Raw genomic sequence first — 16,341 nt, 5'->3', positions numbered from 1 at the left:
TCAAGCTAACACGATGTCTGTGCGAAGGTGGCGGAATTGGTAGACGCGCTAGCTTCAGGTGTTAGTGTCCTTACGGACGTGAGGGTTCAAGTCCCTCTCTTCGCACCAATTGATGATCTCTCCGGTAGTTTCCTCGAAAAAATCCCAACGCACTGATGATAAACACGCTTAAGCGTGATTTTGCCGTTTCCGGCGTTTACGCGAAGCTGAAGTTGAGGCTGATTGCCGCCAGGCCGCCCGCCAGCGCCATGCAGGAAGGCAGCAGCAGATAATGGCGCAGCCGGCTGTTGAACAGCATCACCAGCGTCGCCAACATCGCTATCACGATCAGGGTGCGCAACTGCATCATATTCAGCTCGATCAAGGCCAACAGCGGCATCAGTGCGCACGGCAGCAAAACGCCCCAGGCGCTGGCCAAGCGGTTCCCCAGACACCAACTGACGCCCCACAGCCCGCACGCGGCAATCATGGCGGTAAGCATGACAACCCCCCTTCAAGTGATAATGATAACCAATATCATATAACACTTTTTTGACCGCCGCATCATTTTCACTGCGGTGACCAAACCCAGATGACACCAGCATGAAAAAATGATAATTTGACATAAGAAAATTCCTAGTCCTGTTTGCATGTTAATAATTACAATCATCAACCATGCAATTCAAGTGGATATTTCGCGCCGAGGGAATGCTTCTCAACCTTAATTATTCGACAGAACGACATTGCAAAGAGTGACCTCCGTATGAACGCCCGTTCTTATCAGGAATTACTGAACAGCAAGCAGCGCCTGGCATTATTTCTTTTTCTGATGATGAATGCCGCCTCTTCCGCATTTACGTTATTGTTCCCTTTTAGGGATACGCCCTCCTTTACCCTACCTTTATTATGTATACCGCTATTTTGTCTGGCGGCGGCGCTATTTACCCTGCAAACACCGCGGCAATATCTTTGCAAACTCAATCTGTTCGCCAGCATACTCGGCCTGCTGTGGGCAGCACATATTTATGTTAAAAGTCAATATTGCCTGCCGAACAACCAAGATTTTTTATTAATTAGTTTGTTCAGCATATTTCTTATCAGCGCTATTTCGCTGACAGATAATTTTACCGCGTTCTGTTTACATGCCGTGCCTTCCGCAATGGTGATCCTGGCTTTAGACGGCATGCATAATACCCTGCGGATATTATTCACGACGCTATTACCTATTATCGCTTTCTCCATCCACCATCTGATGTTGAAACGCAGTGAAATCTTTACCCATGCGCTGGTAGCCAATCTGTATAACGAACGGGACAGATTCAATAATTTGAGCATGCTCGATCCCCTGACCGGCCTTTATAACCGCCGCGGGCTGGAGAATAAGATCAATATGCTGCTGGAACCGCAAACCGGCCGCCATTACGTGTTGCTGTTGGATATCGATCACTTCAAGGTCTACAACGACAGCTACGGCCACGCAATGGGCGATCGGGCGCTGGTGCAGGTGGCGGTCGCCATCCGCGATGCGGTGCGCTCGCGCGATATCGTGGTGCGTTACGGCGGGGAAGAGTTTTTGGTGCTGTTGATCAACGTGCATGAAGGCTACGCGGCGCAGCTGGCCGAGCGCGTGCGTCAACGGGTGGCGGAACTGAATATCCCGCATAGCGCCAGCCAGCAGCACAGCGGCACGCTGACGCTCAGCGCCGGCATTTCGGCGTTGGACAAGCTGGACGTCGAATCGGCGATCGGCGCGGCCGACGCTGCGCTCTATCACGCGAAAAACAGCGGCCGTAACAATATCCAGCTGGCGCAAAACGTCCAGCCCCCCCTGCTGCAGCCGCAGGAACAACACGTTCGCTAGTCGGCTTCCCAAATCGCCTTGCCCTGCCAGCGCTGTTCGATTGCCGCCAGGAACAGTTTCACCTTGGGGGAGAGATGGCGCCGGCTGGGATAGACGGCGCAGATCGGCGGCCCCGGGCGACAATAGCGCTCCAGCACCGGCACCAGCGTACCGGTCGCGATCTGCTCACCGACCAGAAACGCCCCCACTTGGCACAGACCGGCCCCGGCGACGGCGGCATCCCGCAAGGCCTCGACGTTGTTGAAACGCATCCGGCCGCGCACCGGCTGTTCGTGCGGTTGGCCGTTGACCCGATAGCGCCAGGGCGCCGGCAGCCCCTGATGGCTGAAGACCAGCGTCTCGTGGTCGCTCAACGCCTCCGGTTTCGCAGGCGTACCATGCCGCGCCAGATAGTCCGGCGCCGCGCAGGTGATCAGACGATGCGGCGCGAGCACCCGCCGCACCAGTCGGCTGTCGTCGCTGCCGCCGACACGGACAGCCACGTCGATACCGTCACGCACCAGATCGCTGTAATCGTCGGAGAAGCTGACATCGGCGTCCACCTCCGGCCACTGCGCCAAAAACTCCCGCAAAATCGGCAGGATATGCAACCGCCCCAACGAAACCGGCAGATCCAGCCGCAGCCGCCCGCGCGGGGTTTGCCGCCGCGTATTCAGCGCCGTTTCCGCCTCTTCAGCCTGCGACAGGATGCGCTGCGCATACTCGTAAAACACCGCGCCGTCTTCGGTCAGGCTGACGCTGCGCGTGGTGCGCTGCAGCAGTCGGGTGGCCAATCGCTCCTCCAGCCGGTTCACGCATTTGCCCGCCGCCGAGCGGGAGATGCCCAACCTCTCGGCCGCCAGCGTGAAGCTGCAGGCGTCGGCGACGCGAATGAATACCAACAGGTCGGTCAGGTTATCCAACGGCATAGACGGTAAATTAGCCACGATTTGTCCCCAATGTTGCGCATTCCTGCCAGTTTATCAGCCATTTTGGCGCGGATACACTGAGGCTCTTCATCTGTTGGGAGAATCATTATGAGTGCCTTACACGCCGGCGGCGGCGCAAAATCCTGGCTGGCGACCTTCGCCATCGGCCTGTCCACTTTCACCGTCGTCACGGCAGAAATGCTGCCCGTCGGGCTGCTGACCCCGATCGTCAGCACCCTAGACACCACGATCGGCCGCGCCGGGCTGCTGATTTCCCTGCCTGCCTTGTTCGCCGCGCTGTTCGCACCGCTGGTGGTGCTGGGCGCCCGGCGGACGGATCGCCGCAGCCTGCTGGTCGCTTTTCTACTGCTGCTGATCGCCGCCAACCTGCTGGCCGCCGCCGCCACCTCCATGGCGCTGCTGTTCGTGGCACGTATCCTGCTGGGTTTTTGCATCGGCGGTATCTGGGCCATCGCGGGCGGGTTGGCGGAACGTCTGGTGCCGCCGGCCTCCGTCGGATTGGCGCTGTCCGTCATCTTCGGCGGCGTAGCGGCGGCATCGGTGTTCGGCGTGCCGCTCGGGGTGTTCCTCGGCGAGGCGCTGGGCTGGCGCATGGCGTTTCTGGCCATCGCCGTCCTGGCGGCGCTGACCCTGCTCCTGCTGCTGTGCGTGCTGCCGCGGCTGCCGGTCACGCAGGCGGTGAGCTGGCGCTCGTTCACCGCGCAGCGCGCGAATCGCCGTTTGCGGCTTGGGCTGCTGCTGACATTTCTGCTGGTCGCCGGCCACTTTATGGCCTACACCTTTGTCCGCCCACTGCTGCAGACGGTCGCCGGTATCGAGGATCGCTGGGTGGGGCCGCTGCTGTTCGCCTACGGCGTCGCCGGTATCGTCGGGAATTTCATCGCCGGCCAGGCCGCCGCCAAGCGGCTGCGCCGCACCCTGGCGCTGATCGCCTTCGGGCTGGCGCTCGCCGTCCTGCTGCTGCCGCTGCTGGGCCACGCACCGCTGAGCGGTAGTGCCTTCCTCCTGCTGTGGGGCATCGCCTATGGCGGCGTATCCGTTGCGCTGATGGCATGGATGCTCAAGGCGGCCCCCGACGCAGTCGAGGTCGCCTCTTCGCTGTATATCGCGCTGTTCAATCTGGCGATTTCCTGCGGTTCGCTGGCGGGTGGGTGGGTGGTGGACGCCGGAGGCTTGACGATAAACGGCGTGCTGTCCGGCATGGTGCTGCTGTTGGCGTTGACGATCCTTATGCGAACCCGCCCGCAAGCGCTGACAACGGCGGCGAAGGCCGATTCGCCGCCGGGTTGAATCAGGCACGGCGCTGCCTCAGCCCGCAGCTCGACACCACCGCGAAGCACAGCAGCGGCAGCATGTCCTGCGTGCTGCAGCGCCACTATACGCCGGACGACATGCCGCACCGCTCTGAGCTGGAACACCGGGCGATCCTGGCGGCGATCGAAGCGCGCGACGTGCGCGGCGCCCGCAAGGCGATGAAGGCGCACCTCGATGAAGTGATCGCTATTTTCACCCGCGCGCAGTAGGGCGCCGGCGGTTAAAAAATTTTATCGTCACCGCTCTTTTTTCTACATGCAGCCAGGGCGTAGGCGCATTACACTGGGTGACGAATTACGCCCTTTCCCGCGGCATTGTTAAATGGATAACGATCGTTGAAGAACTCTGTCTCCGCTTTATTGCTGGCGTTGGGCCTGTGCGCCGCGCCGCTGGCCGTGCAGGCCGCGCCCCCGCAGCTGGCTTCGCAAATCGTCGACCAGTATGCCGAACATATTTTTTACAACAGCGGCGCCACCGGTATGGCGCTGGTGGTGATCGACGGCAATCAGGTAGTTAACCGCAGTTTCGGCGACACCAAACCCGGCAACAACCTGCGCCCGCGCCCGGATTCGCTGATCCGCATCGCCTCGATCACCAAGCTGATGACCAGCGAAGTGATGGTGAAAATGGCGGCGGAAGGCCAGGTCAAGCTGAACGACCCGCTGCGCAAGTACGCCCCCAAAGGCGCCTATGTGCCGGCCTACAACGCCGGCCAGCCGATCACCCTGCTGAACCTGGCGACCCACACCAGCTCGCTGCCGCGCGAGCAGCCGGGCAAGAAGCCGCCGAAAACGCCGGTGTTCACCTGGCCGACCAAGGCTCAGCGCTGGCAGTGGCTGGCGCATGCCAACGTTACGGTGCCGCCGGGCGTGCACGCGGCTTATTCCAACCTGGCGTATGACCTGCTGGCCGATGCGCTGTCGCGCGCCGCCGGCAAGCCTTACAACGCGCTGTTGAAAGAAAAAATCACCGCGCCGCTCGGCATGGTCGACACCACGCTGACGCCGAGCGCCGAACAGTGCTCGCGCCTGATGGTAGCGGCGACCGGCCCGAGCGCCTGTCGCGACACCACCGCCGCGGCCGGCAGCGGCGGCGTCTACTCCACCCCGCGCGACATGCAACGCTGGATGCAGCAGTTCCTCTCCTCCAGCGCCAGCGGCCCGCGCAAGGCCACCGCCGCCAGCGAGCAAACCATGTACTTCCAGCGCCACGATCTGGTGTCGCTGAAGGGCATGGACGTGCCTGGGCAAGCGGATGCGTTGGGATTAGGTTGGGTGTATATGGCACCGAAGGACGGGCTGCCGGGCATCATCCAGAAGACCGGCGGCGGCGGCGGGTTCATTACCTACATGGCGATGATTCCGGCGAAAAACGTCGGGGTGTTCGTGGTGGTGACCCGCTCGGAGCTGAGCAAGTTCACCAACATGAGCGATCCGGTCAACCGCCTGGTGAGCGATCTGGCGGCTAACAAGAGTTGATACGCGGGGCGCAGCCTGCTGCGCCCCAACGCCTCAGGCCGGCACCGCCATCTGGTGGATCACCGGATGGAAATTGCGCTTAAAGTAGATCAGGCCGTTACCGGCGTCGCTCAACGCGATCTGCTTGATCTGCACCAGGTACATCTGGTGGGTACCAATACTCTGGATCTGCTCGATCTCCCCTTCCAGGCTGGCCAGGGTATTGCGCAGCACCGGCTGCCCCAGCGCGCCGAGCTGCCACTCTTCCAGCCGGAAACGATCTTCCATGCTGACGCCGGTCATGCCGGCGAAATGGCGCGCCATCAGCTCTTGCTCATGGTTGAGCACGTTGACGCACAGCTTGCGGTTTTCCTGAAACACCGGGTTCATCGCGCTGTTGCGGTTGATGCACACCAGCAGCGTCGGCGGTGTGTCGGTCACCGAGCATACCGCCGTGGCGGTGATGCCGCAGCGCCCCGCCGGGCCGTCGGTGGTAACGATATTCACCGCCGCCGACAGGCTGGCCATGGCGTCGCGAAAGCGCAGGCGCTGTTCATTTTCCTGAGACATACAACCTCCTCCTGAATTACTTCAGCAGATTATCCAACTGATTAATATCGTCATTATTGCGCAGGTGCGGCACCTTCCAGCCGTGCTGATCGTAATCGGCCAGGCACTTGTCGACCATCTGCATCATGCGATCCATATTGCCGGATCCCTGCGCGTGGCGCAGGCACTGCAGGCGGATCTCATCCTGGCTGCCGGCGTAGTTGATCTCATACAGCTCGTGGCGGCCGCCGAATTCGCTGCCGATCGCATCCCACATCAGCTTAAGGATCTTGATGCGCTCGACATGATCCATGCCGTCCGATCCGCGCACGTAGCGCGCCAGGTACTTGTCGATCTCCGGGTTGTTCATGTCGCGCACGCTGGACGGCAAGTAGATCAGGCCGCTGGTGACGTTCTTCTCGATGATGTGCTTCACCTTGGTGTAGGCCATCGGTGCCATCACCCGGTAGGTTTGCAGCGCGGCGGAATCCGGCAGGTAGGCGCCGTTTTCCCATTTAGTGGCTTCGGCGCACATCGCGTCGCTCAGCGACCAGAACAGGTTGCGCCAGGCCACCACTTCGCCCAAATCGGCCTGCACGCCGCGGAACTCCAGCACGCCGGTGCACGAGAGGCTCTTTTGCAGCAGTGCGGTGATGAAGTCCATCTTCACCGCCAGGCGCACGCAGGCCTGCAGCGGGAACAGCCGGGCGAAACCGCCCTGGGTGCTCCAGCGGCGGCAGCGGTCGAAATCGCGGTAGATCAGCACGTTTTCCCACGGGATCAACACATGATCCATGATCAGGATCGCATCGTTCTCGTCGAAGCGGCTGGTGAGTGGGTAGTCGAACGGCGAACCGGTAGCACCGGCCACCAGCTCGTAGGAGGCGCGTGAAATCAGCTTCACCCCTTCGGCGTCCATCGGCGCCACGAACATCAACGCGAAGTCCGGATTGTCGCCCATCACCTGCGCCGAGCCGAAACCGATAAAGTTGTAGTGGGTCAACGCCGAGTTGGTGGCCACCACTTTAGCACCGCTGACCACGATGCCGGCATCGGTCTCTTTCTCCACCTGAATGTAGACGTCCTTCACCTCGTTGACCGGCTTATGGCGATCGATCGGCGGGTTGACGATGGCGTGGTTGAAATAGAGCCCGGTTTCCTGAATGCGTTTGTACCAATGGCGCGCGTTGTCGGCGAACTGGCCGTAGAACTCCGGATAAGCGCCCAGCGCGCAGCCGAAGGCCGCCTTGTAGTCCGGCGTGCGCCCCATCCAGCCGTAGCTTTGGCGCGACCAGTCGGCGATGGCATCGCGCTGCTGGCGCATCTCTTCCGGGCTGCGGGCGTAGCGGAAGAATTTATGGGTGTAGCCGCCGTTGCCGGTGTCGGTGTTCCAGCACAGGCGATCCTGGCTGGCCGGATCGTGCAGCGCGTCGTACAGCTGGCCGACAGATGCCGCCGCATTGCGGAACGCCGGGTGCGTGGTGACGTCTTTCACGCGTTCGCCGTAAATGTAGATTTCGCGGCTGTCCTGCAAACTTTTCAGGTATTCGGCGCCGGTGAACGGGCGTTTGCTGTCGGCACGAAAGTCTTCTGGTTTCATTGGGTCTTCCTCGTAATCGGCATTTTTCAGGCCGTGCATTCGGCCATTTGTTAAAATAATGTTTTCTTTTGGTTGCTTAATTGAAGCTGCCAAAGCCGATTTCGAGAAGAGACTTTTGCGGCAATCGCCGGTACTTTTCAGGTCAGTTTGCCGCTTTCGCGGCAAACTGTGATCGCGGTTACGAAAGGGCGTGTTGCGCCGCGCGGTAGGTCGAGGGGGAACAGCCTTCCAGCCGATTGAAAAAACGGGCGAAATAGGCCGGATCCTTGAAGCCGAGGCTGTAGGCGGTTTCATGCACCGTACAGGCGCTGAACAGCAGCATGCGTTTGGCCTCGCGCAGCAGCCGATCGAAGATCAGCCGTTTGGGCGGCCGGTTGGCGAAGCGCCGGCACAGGTCGTTGAGCCGCGATTCGGTCACCCCTAGCGCCTGCGCATACTCCGGCACCGGCAGGTGCTCGCGAAAACGTTCGTCCACCATCTTGTTGAAGCGCTGAAACAGCTGCAGTTCGCCGCGCACGCCGCTGTTGGCGCTGTCTTCCAGCGCGGTGTTGCGCAGCAGCAGCGTGAACACCGCCTGCGCCAGCAACGCCAGCGTCTGTTCGCGCCCGGCCAGGTTCTGGCCGAATTCGCGGCGGATCAGCGCCCAGTAGTGGCTGAGCGCCGTCAGCTCCTGCGGCGCGTCGGCCAGCGACAGGCAGATACCCGGCATATCCAGCGCCAGGTTGCTGCCGGGATACAGGCGCTCCAGCAGCGGCCAGATCAGCTCCTGGCGCACCGTCAGCACGTGGCCGTCGCTGTCCGGTTCGGTGAAGAACGCATGCGGCACCGACGGCGGCGTGAGGATGAACAGCGGCGCCTGCACCGAATAGTGCTGATCGTCGAGCTGCAGCTCTATCTTGCCGGTCTCCAGGAAATGCACCTGGAAGAAGCAGTCGTGCCAGTGCACCTGCATGTCGCGGCCGAAGAACGCCGCCAGCCCGGCGAAGGTTTCGTAGTGCACCTCGTCGGCGGCGTAGCGTGCGTCATACTCTTTGCAAATATCGATGTTGGCGATAAAGCCGGTACTTTTCCGCACCTCATGACCTCCTGCAATCATGCCCACTTGCGTATCAAGGCGTCGCTCTCGGGCGCGAATCCTTCATCGGAATGCGCCACACCAGCACGGCGCCGACGATCAACAGCGCCGAGACGAAATACAGCCCGGAGTTGAAGCTGCCGGTCATGTCCTTGAACCAGCCGATCAACAGCGGGCTGAGCGCCGAGCCGATGTTGCCGGTGGCGTTGATCACCGCGATCCCCACCGCCCGCGCTTCCAGACTGATCGACTGATCCGGCGTGGTCCAGAAGATCGCCATGGCGGTAAAGGAGCCGACCGAGGCCATCACGATCCCCAGCAACTGGATCAGGCTGTGATCGGTGGCGGACGCCAGCAGCCAGCCGGCGGCGGCGAACAGGTACGGCAGCGCGGTGTGATGCTTGCGCTCCTGCAGCCTGTCGGATCGTTTGCTCCACCACACCATGCCGGCGATGGTGCAGATCTGCGGGATCGCCGCCAGAATGCCGATCGTCACGTTGCTGCTGCCCTGGTTGAAGCTTTGCAAGATCTGCGGCGTCCAGATGTTGATCGCGCTCAGGGTGTTGGTCAGGCAGAAATAGGCCAGCGTATACATCAGCACGATCGGCGTGAAGATCTCGCGCCACAGGCTGCGTTGCTGCAACGCGCGATGGCTGCTCGGCCCGTTGGGCTGCACCAGCTGCAGTTTGTCGGCCTCCATCATCGCCTGCAGGCTGGCCTTTTCCTCGTCGGTCAGCCACTTGGCCTTGGCCGGCGTATCGTCGAGGTAGAACCACACCACCACGCCCAGCAGCACCGACGGAATGCCTTCCAGCAGGAACAGCCACTGCCAGCCCTTCAGGTTCATCACCCCGTCCAGCGCCAGTATATAGCCGGAGACCAGCGAGCCGATCGCCATGGTCACCGGCATGGCGATCATGAACAAGGCGTTGGCGCGGGCGCGGTAGAACGCCGGGAACCAGTAGGTGAGGTACACCAGAATGCCCGGCAGGAAGCCGGCTTCGGTGATGCCGACGATCATGCGCAGCACATACAGGCTGGTCGGCCCGGTGGCGAACATCGTGCAGGTGGAAGCGATGCCCCACAACACCATGATAGTGGCGATCCAGCGCCGCGCGCCGACCCGGCTCAACATCATGTTGCTCGGAATGCCGAAGATCACGTAGGTGACATAGAACAACGTCGCCGCCAGCCCGAACATGGTCGAGCTGAGGCCGAGATCTTTGCCCATCGTCAGCCCGGCGAAGCCGATGTTGATACGGTCGAGGAAAGAGAAAACAAACAACACGAACAGGAAAATGATCAGGCGCCGAAACAACTTTTTAATCACCGATTGCTCGGCGGCGGTTAACGCTTTATGTTGCTGCGCCGGGTTGGCCGGCTGCAGCGAATCGACGTGGTTCATGGTTCAGTAGACCCCCGATGAAGGCGCTTGCACCCCGCCCTGTTTGAATTCGTCCGCCAGAGCCTCCGCCGCCCGCGCCAGCAGGGTGGTATCCACCCCCACCGCGACGAACAGCGCGCCGGCTTCCAGATAGCGCTGCGCCAGTGCTTTGTTGGCCATCAGAATGCCCGGCGCCTTGCCGGCGGCGCGAATGCGCGCGATGGCGTCGTCGATGGTACGTTGCACCTCCGGGTGCTGCGGATTGCCGGCGAAGCCCATGTCGGCGCTGAGATCCGCCGGGCCGATAAACACGCCGTCCACCCCTTCCACCTGCAAAATGGCGTCGAGGTTTTTCACCGCTTCGCGGGTTTCAATCTGCACCAGCACGCACATCTGTTCATCGGCCTGTTGCAGGTAATTCGGCACCCGGTTCCAGCGCGAAGCGCGCGCCAGGGCGCTGCCGACGCCGCGCACCCCGTGCGGCGGATAGCGCGTGGCGCGCACCGCGTCACGCGCCTGTTCGGCGTTTTGAATCATCGGGATAAGCAAGGTTTGCGCGCCGACGTCCAACAGCTGTTTGATGATCACCGCGTCGTTCCACGGCGGACGCACTACCGGTTGGCTCGGGTAAGGCGCGACCGCCTGCAGCTGCCCCAGCACCGTCTGCACGTTGTTGGGCGCATGTTCGCCGTCGATCAGCAGCCAGTCGAAACCGGCGCCAGCCAGCAGCTCGGCGCTGTAGCTGCTGCACAGCCCGAGCCACAGCCCGATCTGCGGGCGTTTTTCCTGCAGCGCACGCTTGAAGTGGTTGGTTAACATCGTATTCTCCCTGACAAGCGGGCGTAGCGCATAGCCCGCCCGGTTTATTGCGGCCCGGTTCGCCGAGCCTGCTTATTAGACGAAGCGGCAACTGATGCAGCCCATCGGGCCGTAGTCGACGTGGAAGGTATCACCGCGCCGCGCCGGCACCGGCCGGGTGAAGGATCCGCCGAGGATCACCTGCCCTGCTTCCAGCTCCACCTCATACGGCGCCAGCTTGTTGGCCAGCCAGGCCACGCCGTTGGCCGGATGGTTGAGCACCGCCGCCGCCACGCCGGACTCTTCAATCACGCCGTTGCGGTACAGCAGCGCGGAGATCCAGCGCAGATCCAGCGCATCCGGCTTGATCGGCCGCCCGCCCATCACTACCCCGGCGTTGGCGGCGTTGTCGGAAATGGTGTCGAACACCTTGCGTGGCCGCTGGGTTTCCGGATCGACGTTGTGGCTGCGCGCGTCGATAATCTCCAGCGCCGGAATGATGTAGTCGGTGGCGTTGTAGACGTCGAACAGCGTGCAGTTCGGCCCGCGCAGCGGCTTGGCCAACACGAACGCCAGTTCCACCTCCACCCGCGGCACGATAAAGCGATCGATCGGAATGTCGCTGCCATCGTTGAAGAACATGTCGTCCAACAGCGCGCCGTAGTCCGGCTCGGTGATCTGCGAGCTGACCTGCATGGCGCGCGAGGTCAGGCCGATCTTGTGGCCTTTGAGCGTGCGCCCCTCGGCGATCTTCAGCTCCACCCACTGCCGCTGAATGGCATAGGCGTCTTCGATGGTGATCTCGGGATGATCGAGCGACAGCGCGCGGATCTGCTCACGACTCTTTTCCGCCTGATGCAGGCGCTGCACGGCGCGATTAACCTGCTCTTTATCCAGCATTTACGACCCCTTATTCACGCCTTGTTGAACAGCGCGTGGACATTGTTCTGTTTGTAATTCAGCACCGGATCCAGCTCTTCCAGGGTGAAAGATAGCGCCAGGTAACGCCGCGCCATCAGCGCGGCGAAGTGTTCCTTGATCAGCGCAAACAGCATCTCGCCCACCTGCTGACGGCTTTCCAGACTGCGGCCGTGGCCGATCTTCAGCGTCATGTGCACGAAGGCGTAATCCTGCTTGCCGTCGGCCATCTGCCAGGTGTCGAGCCAGATGGCACGGCTGCGCACCCCGGCCAGCGGGAAGATGCCGGTCGCGGCCAACGCCTCGTTGACCTTGGCGAACAGGGTGGGCAAATCCGCCTCACGGCGGATGTTGTCGGTACATTCAGCATAAAAATGGGGCATTCACACACCTCAGGCTTCAGCGGGCAAAGGGAACACGGCGTTGACCTGCCCGGTACCGGAACTGGCGAACAGCGGGGTGATGAACTCCACCTTGCCGTCGTACTTGTCCCAGCCGAGCAGGCCCAGCAGCATCACGGTGTCGTGCATGTTGCCTTCGCCGTAGCAGTAATCGGCATACTCCGGCAGCATTTCGCAAAACTCGCGAAAGCGCCCCTCTTCCCACAGCTTGACCACCCGTTCGTCCATTTGCTGATCGAACTGGCGGGTATAGCTGTTCATGCCCTCTTCGGCGCGCTGATCGTCGATGAAGCGGTGCGACAGCGAACCGCTGGCCAGCACCGCCACGGTGCCGTCGTATTTCTCGATGGCGCTTTTCAGCGCCTCGCCCAGCCGGCGGCTGTCGGCGAAGTCATGCACGGTGCAAAACGCCGAGATCGACACCACCTTGAAATGCTTGTCGGCATTCATGTAGCGCATCGGCACCAGCGTGCCGTATTCCAGCTTCAGGCTCGGGATGTCGTGCGCCTTGGCGCGCACGCCCAGCTTGCAGGCCTCGTCGGCGATCAGCTGCCCCAGCGCCGGGTTGCCGTCGTAGTCGTAGGTCATGTCGCGGATGAAATGCGGCAGTTCGTTGCTGGTGTACACGCCGGAGAAATGCGCACTGCAGTTGATGTGATAGGCGCTGTTCACCAGCCAGTGGGTGTCGAACACCACGATGGTGTCGACGCCCATCTCGCGGCAGCGCGCACCGATCTCTTTATGGCCGTCGATGGCCGCCTGCCGGCAACCAAAGTTTTTCCCAGGGATTTCCGACAGATACATCGATGGAACATGTGTAATCTTGGCGGCTAGCGCTAACTTACCCATAAGTCCTCCTATCCCCGTCATACTTCAAGCCGCAGATGCGTTGGCTGCCTTTACTCACCCGAATCGCTTACCTGAGTAAGCTCATCGGGACTCGCTCAGTTGCCGCCTTCCTGCAACTCGAAATATTTAGGGGATGTTTGTCAGTTTTAAACGCCAGAGACGCTATCAAACGCCCCATTTAGGGATCGGGTGATCACCCATGGAAATGCACACGTTCTTCATTTCGGCGAACACTTCGAAGCTGTATTCGCCGCCTTCGCGGCCGGTGCCGGAAGCTTTCACGCCGCCGAACGGTTGGCGCAGATCGCGTACGTTTTGGGTGTTGACGAAAACCATACCCGCTTCAATGCCGCGGGCCAGGCGCAGAACCTTGCTCACATCCTGCGTCCAGATGTACGACGCCAGGCCGTACTCCACGTCGTTGGCCATGCGCAGGCCGTCTTCTTCCGATTTGAACGGCAACAGGCAGGCCACCGGCCCGAAGATCTCCTCCTGCGCCACGCGCATCCGGTTGTCGACATCCGCCAGCACCGTCGGGCGCAGGAAGTTGCCGTGGCTCAAGCCGGCCGGTTTGTCCGGGCCGCCGGCCAGCAGGGTCGCCCCTTCTTCCACCCCGAGGCGGATATAGCCGGAGACTTTTTCCCAGTGCTGCGGGCTGATCAGCGCCCCCACCTGGGTGTTGGGATCTTGCGGATCGCCCACGCGCAGGCGGTTGGCGCGCTCGGCGAAGCGTTTGACGAATTCCGGGTAGATGCTCTCCTGAATGAAGATGCGCGAACCGGCGGTGCAGCGTTCGCCGTTGATCGAGAAGATGGTGAACAGCGCGGCGTCGAGCGCCCGCTCGATGTCGGCGTCTTCAAAGATCAGCACCGGCGACTTGCCGCCCAGCTCCATGGAGAATTTCTTCAGCCCGGCGCTTTCGATAATACGGCGGCCGGTGGCGGTGCCGCCGGTGAAGGAGACCGCACGCACGTCTTTATGGCGCACCAATGCGTCGCCGGCGGTGGCGCCGTAGCCCTGCACCACGTTCAGCACCCCGGCCGGAATGCCGGCCTCCAGCGCCAGCTCGCCCAGGCGATCGGCAGTCAACGGCGACAGTTCGGACATCTTCAGCACCGCGGTGTTGCCCAACGCCAGGCAAGGCGCGGTTTTCCAGGTAGCGGTCATGAACGGCACGTTCCACGGCGACACCAGCGCGCACACCCCCACCGGCTGTACCAGCGTGTAGTTGAGCATCTTGTCGTCCACCGGGTAGGTCTTGCCGTTCATCTGCTGGCACACCTCGGCGAAGAACTCGAAGTTGTGCGAAGCGCGCGGGATCAGCACGTTTTTGGTCTGGTGGATCGGCAGGCCGGTGTCGGCGGTTTCCATTTCGGCAATCTGCGGCACGTTCTGGTCGATCAGTTCACCCAAACGGCGCATCAGGCGCGCACGCTCTTTCATCGGCGTGTTGGCCCACTTGGGGAAAGCCTCTTTCGCTGCCGCCACCGCCTGGTCGATCTCCAGCTGGCCGCCGGAGGCCACCTCCGCCAGCACCTCACCGTTCGCCGGGTTGGTGGTGGTGAAGTACTCTTTGCTGGCGACGTTCTTGCCGTTGATCCAGTGGTTGATGGTTTTCATCGCAGGCTCTCCTCGTAATCTTTTTCACTGATAATGTGGTTAACCAGACGGCCGATGCCCTCGATCTCCACCACCACTTCGTCGCCTGGCTGCACGTCGGCCAGCCCTTTCGGCGTGCCGGTGGCAATCATGTCGCCCGGCTGCAGCGTCATGAATTCGCTCAGGTAGGCAATCAAGAACGGAATGTCGAAAATCATGTCGGCGGTGCTGCCGCGCTGGCGCAGTTCACCGTTGACGTAGGTGCTGAGCGCCAGCCGGTGCGGATCGGCGATGTCGTCGCGATCGACGATGTAGGGCCCGATCGGCGTCAGGGTATCGCGGCTCTTCACCCGCAGATTCGGCCGGTAGTAGTTCTCCAGGTAATCGCGGATGGCGTAGTCGTTGCACAGGGTGTAACCCGCCACGTACTCCATGGCGCGCTCGCGGCTGACGTTGCGCGCGGTCTTGCCGATCACCGCCACCAGCTCCGCTTCGTAATGCATGTACTCCACGCCGGCCGGGCGCACCGACACCTGGCGGTGGCCGGTCAGGGTGTTCGGCGCCTTGAGGAACACCAACGGTTCTTCCGGCGCCTTGAATTCCAGCTCGCTGGCGTGATCGGCATAGTTCAGCCCCAGGGCAAATACCGTACCCTGCGCCGGCGGCAACCATTCCACTTCGCGCTCCTGCAACACCTCGCCGTTCGGCAGCGTGACGCGCAGTTGGTCGTCGACCTGCACGTTGACGACCTGGCCATGATGGCGAATACGGGCATGTTTCATGATGCGGCTCCTGCCTGGGTGACGCGGTTGGTCAGAGTGGGCAGGCCGGCGGCGCGCACCGTCACCTCATCCCCCGGTTTGATCTCCACCCGCTGGTGCGGGGTGCCGATCAGCACCGCATCGCCCGGCTGCAGGGTAATGAAGTCGCTGATGGCGGCGATCAGCTCCGGCACCGAACGCACCAGATCGGCAGTGGACCAGCGATCCTGCTCCACGCCGTTGATCTCGGTGACGATCTCCAGCCGATCGGCATTCACCAGCTGGCCAATTTCTCCCAGCGGGCAGAAACCGTCGCGACATTTGGCCTTGATCGCCGGGCGGTAGAAGCTGCTTTCCGGCAGGCTGACGTCGTTGGCCAACGCGTAACCGGCCAGATAACGGCTCACCTGCGCCGCCGGCACCTTGCGTGCGGTGTCGCCGATGATCACCGCCAGCGTGCCGCCGCTCTGCACGGTTTCACCGGCCGGAAACGGGATCGCCCCGCCGTTGGCGAGGTGGGTGTTGCGCGGTTTGATAAACCAGACCGGGGTTTTGGGCGGGGTCTGATACGGCGGCTGGTGAAACGCCTGATCCCAGGCGTCCAGTTGGCTGCGGTGGTTCAGCGCAACGGAAAATACGGTGCCTTTCATGCGAACTCCTCCAATGGCAAAACATGACAACCGGCATTCATTAATATATTAATGATTAGTTTTATACGCTGTGCAGCTTTTACGCAACGCGCTTGGGATGATTTGTGATCGTGATAACAAAATATTCACAAATAATGAACATTAGCGTGATTATTCAATGTGTTAATCATTTACGGCACCATTTTTCGCTGCGGCCCATATTTTTGCTTTATCCCTA

General features: G+C 61.5%; 17 protein-coding genes and 1 tRNA gene. 5 read left to right on the top strand and 13 right to left on the bottom strand.

The window, feature by feature from the left end; translation table 11 throughout:
* Positions 1-21: 21 nt before the first annotated feature.
* Positions 22-108 (top strand) — tRNA-Leu (locus BHU62_RS08340).
* A gap of 88 nt (positions 109-196) precedes the next feature.
* Here BHU62_RS08340 and BHU62_RS08335 read toward each other — a convergent pair.
* Entirely contained in the window at positions 197-481 is a 285-nt protein-coding gene (locus BHU62_RS08335; protein WP_073531492.1) for a DUF1435 domain-containing protein, read from the bottom strand.
* 261 nt (positions 482-742) lie between these two features.
* On the opposite strand from BHU62_RS08335, the gene BHU62_RS08330 reads away from it, so the two are divergent.
* Positions 743-1,840, top strand: coding sequence for a GGDEF domain-containing protein (locus tag BHU62_RS08330; RefSeq protein ID WP_073531491.1), 1,098 nt, complete (start codon positions 743-745; stop codon positions 1,838-1,840).
* On the opposite strand, the gene BHU62_RS08325 is transcribed toward BHU62_RS08330, so the two are convergent.
* Positions 1,837-2,748 carry a LysR family transcriptional regulator gene (locus tag BHU62_RS08325; protein ID WP_073531490.1) on the bottom strand — a complete coding sequence of 304 codons (912 nt, stop codon included), beginning with the start codon at positions 2,746-2,748 and terminating at the stop codon, positions 1,837-1,839. The genes BHU62_RS08330 and BHU62_RS08325 overlap by 4 nt on opposite strands.
* Positions 2,749-2,856: 108 nt before the next feature.
* Here BHU62_RS08325 and BHU62_RS08320 point away from each other — a divergent pair, with 108 nt between their 5' ends.
* The 3 genes from BHU62_RS08320 (at position 2,857) to ampH (ending at position 5,561) form a co-directional block, all read left to right on the top strand.
* Positions 2,857-4,059 (top strand): MFS transporter, encoded by a 1,203-nt coding sequence (locus BHU62_RS08320; RefSeq protein WP_073531489.1) that lies wholly within the window; start codon positions 2,857-2,859, stop codon positions 4,057-4,059.
* A complete protein-coding gene (locus BHU62_RS08315) occupies positions 4,056-4,292 on the top strand; it encodes an FCD domain-containing protein (RefSeq protein ID WP_265341098.1) in 237 nt (78 codons plus the stop codon). The genes BHU62_RS08320 and BHU62_RS08315 overlap by 4 nt, the downstream gene beginning before the upstream one ends.
* Positions 4,293-4,418: 126 nt before the next feature.
* On the top strand, positions 4,419-5,561 hold the full coding sequence (gene ampH / locus BHU62_RS08310; RefSeq protein WP_073531488.1) for a D-alanyl-D-alanine-carboxypeptidase/endopeptidase AmpH: 1,143 nt from the start codon (positions 4,419-4,421) through the stop codon (positions 5,559-5,561).
* Between the two features lie 33 nt (positions 5,562-5,594).
* On the opposite strand, the gene hpaC is transcribed toward ampH, so the two are convergent.
* From hpaC to BHU62_RS08255, 11 genes are all read right to left on the bottom strand, one after another.
* The gene (hpaC, locus tag BHU62_RS08305; protein WP_073531487.1) at positions 5,595-6,110 is read right to left on the bottom strand and encodes a 4-hydroxyphenylacetate 3-monooxygenase, reductase component; all 516 of its coding nucleotides are present in this window, start codon (positions 6,108-6,110) and stop codon (positions 5,595-5,597) included.
* A gap of 16 nt (positions 6,111-6,126) precedes the next feature.
* A complete protein-coding gene (gene hpaB, locus BHU62_RS08300) occupies positions 6,127-7,689 on the bottom strand; it encodes a 4-hydroxyphenylacetate 3-monooxygenase, oxygenase component (RefSeq protein WP_047569441.1) in 1,563 nt (520 codons plus the stop codon).
* Positions 7,690-7,867: 178 nt separating this feature from the next.
* A complete protein-coding gene (hpaA, locus tag BHU62_RS08295; RefSeq protein ID WP_038878427.1) occupies positions 7,868-8,764 on the bottom strand; it encodes a 4-hydroxyphenylacetate catabolism regulatory protein HpaA in 897 nt (298 codons plus the stop codon).
* Positions 8,765-8,798: 34 nt separating this feature from the next.
* On the bottom strand, positions 8,799-10,169 hold the full coding sequence (gene hpaX / locus BHU62_RS08290) for a 4-hydroxyphenylacetate permease (protein WP_073531486.1): 1,371 nt from the start codon (positions 10,167-10,169) through the stop codon (positions 8,799-8,801).
* 3 nt (positions 10,170-10,172) lie between these two features.
* Positions 10,173-10,967, bottom strand: a complete 795-nt coding sequence (hpaI, locus tag BHU62_RS08285) for a 4-hydroxy-2-oxoheptanedioate aldolase (protein WP_073531485.1) — start codon at positions 10,965-10,967, stop codon at positions 10,173-10,175.
* Positions 10,968-11,042: 75 nt separating this feature from the next.
* On the bottom strand, positions 11,043-11,846 hold the full coding sequence (gene hpaH / locus BHU62_RS08280; RefSeq protein WP_073531484.1) for a 2-oxo-hept-4-ene-1,7-dioate hydratase: 804 nt from the start codon (positions 11,844-11,846) through the stop codon (positions 11,043-11,045).
* Between the two features lie 14 nt (positions 11,847-11,860).
* A complete protein-coding gene (locus BHU62_RS08275) occupies positions 11,861-12,247 on the bottom strand; it encodes a 5-carboxymethyl-2-hydroxymuconate Delta-isomerase (protein ID WP_073531483.1) in 387 nt (128 codons plus the stop codon).
* A 9-nt stretch (positions 12,248-12,256) separates the two neighbouring features.
* On the bottom strand, positions 12,257-13,114 hold the full coding sequence (hpaD, locus tag BHU62_RS08270) for a 3,4-dihydroxyphenylacetate 2,3-dioxygenase (RefSeq protein WP_049202357.1): 858 nt from the start codon (positions 13,112-13,114) through the stop codon (positions 12,257-12,259).
* Between the two features lie 165 nt (positions 13,115-13,279).
* Complete coding sequence (gene hpaE / locus BHU62_RS08265; protein ID WP_025305185.1) at positions 13,280-14,734, bottom strand: 5-carboxymethyl-2-hydroxymuconate semialdehyde dehydrogenase; 1,455 nt, start codon at positions 14,732-14,734, stop codon at positions 13,280-13,282.
* Positions 14,731-15,495, bottom strand: coding sequence for a fumarylacetoacetate hydrolase family protein (locus BHU62_RS08260; RefSeq protein WP_073531482.1), 765 nt, complete (start codon positions 15,493-15,495; stop codon positions 14,731-14,733). Before BHU62_RS08260 ends, hpaE begins: the two co-directional genes overlap by 4 nt.
* Complete coding sequence (locus BHU62_RS08255) at positions 15,492-16,124, bottom strand: fumarylacetoacetate hydrolase family protein (RefSeq protein WP_073531481.1); 633 nt, start codon at positions 16,122-16,124, stop codon at positions 15,492-15,494. The genes BHU62_RS08260 and BHU62_RS08255 overlap by 4 nt, the downstream gene beginning before the upstream one ends.
* Between the last annotated feature and the right edge of the window lie 217 nt (positions 16,125-16,341).

It is taken from the genome of Serratia marcescens, assembly GCF_001902635.1.
In the GTDB taxonomy this organism is placed as follows: domain Bacteria; phylum Pseudomonadota; class Gammaproteobacteria; order Enterobacterales; family Enterobacteriaceae; genus Serratia; species Serratia marcescens_F.
Note: the sequence above shows the minus strand (reverse complement) of the source record. Positions and strands in the feature narration are given on the sequence as shown.

What these genes read in the sequence shown, in the direction of transcription:
- BHU62_RS08335 (WP_073531492.1), bottom strand. Translation starts at nt 481, where the DNA reads ATGCTTACCGCCATGATTGCCGCGTGCGGGCTGTGGGGCGTCAGTTGG.
- BHU62_RS08330 (WP_073531491.1), top strand. Translation starts at nt 743, where the DNA reads ATGAACGCCCGTTCTTATCAGGAATTACTGAACAGCAAGCAGCGCCTG.
- BHU62_RS08325 (WP_073531490.1), bottom strand. Translation starts at nt 2,748, where the DNA reads ATGCCGTTGGATAACCTGACCGACCTGTTGGTATTCATTCGCGTCGCC.
- BHU62_RS08320 (WP_073531489.1), top strand. Translation starts at nt 2,857, where the DNA reads ATGAGTGCCTTACACGCCGGCGGCGGCGCAAAATCCTGGCTGGCGACC.
- hpaC (WP_073531487.1), bottom strand. Translation starts at nt 6,110, where the DNA reads ATGTCTCAGGAAAATGAACAGCGCCTGCGCTTTCGCGACGCCATGGCC.
- hpaB (WP_047569441.1), bottom strand. Translation starts at nt 7,689, where the DNA reads ATGAAACCAGAAGACTTTCGTGCCGACAGCAAACGCCCGTTCACCGGC.
- hpaX (WP_073531486.1), bottom strand. Translation starts at nt 10,169, where the DNA reads ATGAACCACGTCGATTCGCTGCAGCCGGCCAACCCGGCGCAGCAACAT.
- hpaI (WP_073531485.1), bottom strand. Translation starts at nt 10,967, where the DNA reads ATGTTAACCAACCACTTCAAGCGTGCGCTGCAGGAAAAACGCCCGCAG.
- hpaH (WP_073531484.1), bottom strand. Translation starts at nt 11,846, where the DNA reads ATGCTGGATAAAGAGCAGGTTAATCGCGCCGTGCAGCGCCTGCATCAG.
- BHU62_RS08275 (WP_073531483.1), bottom strand. Translation starts at nt 12,247, where the DNA reads ATGCCCCATTTTTATGCTGAATGTACCGACAACATCCGCCGTGAGGCG.
- hpaD (WP_049202357.1), bottom strand. Translation starts at nt 13,114, where the DNA reads ATGGGTAAGTTAGCGCTAGCCGCCAAGATTACACATGTTCCATCGATG.
- hpaE (WP_025305185.1), bottom strand. Translation starts at nt 14,734, where the DNA reads ATGAAAACCATCAACCACTGGATCAACGGCAAGAACGTCGCCAGCAAA.
- BHU62_RS08260 (WP_073531482.1), bottom strand. Translation starts at nt 15,495, where the DNA reads ATGAAACATGCCCGTATTCGCCATCATGGCCAGGTCGTCAACGTGCAG.
- BHU62_RS08255 (WP_073531481.1), bottom strand. Translation starts at nt 16,124, where the DNA reads ATGAAAGGCACCGTATTTTCCGTTGCGCTGAACCACCGCAGCCAACTG.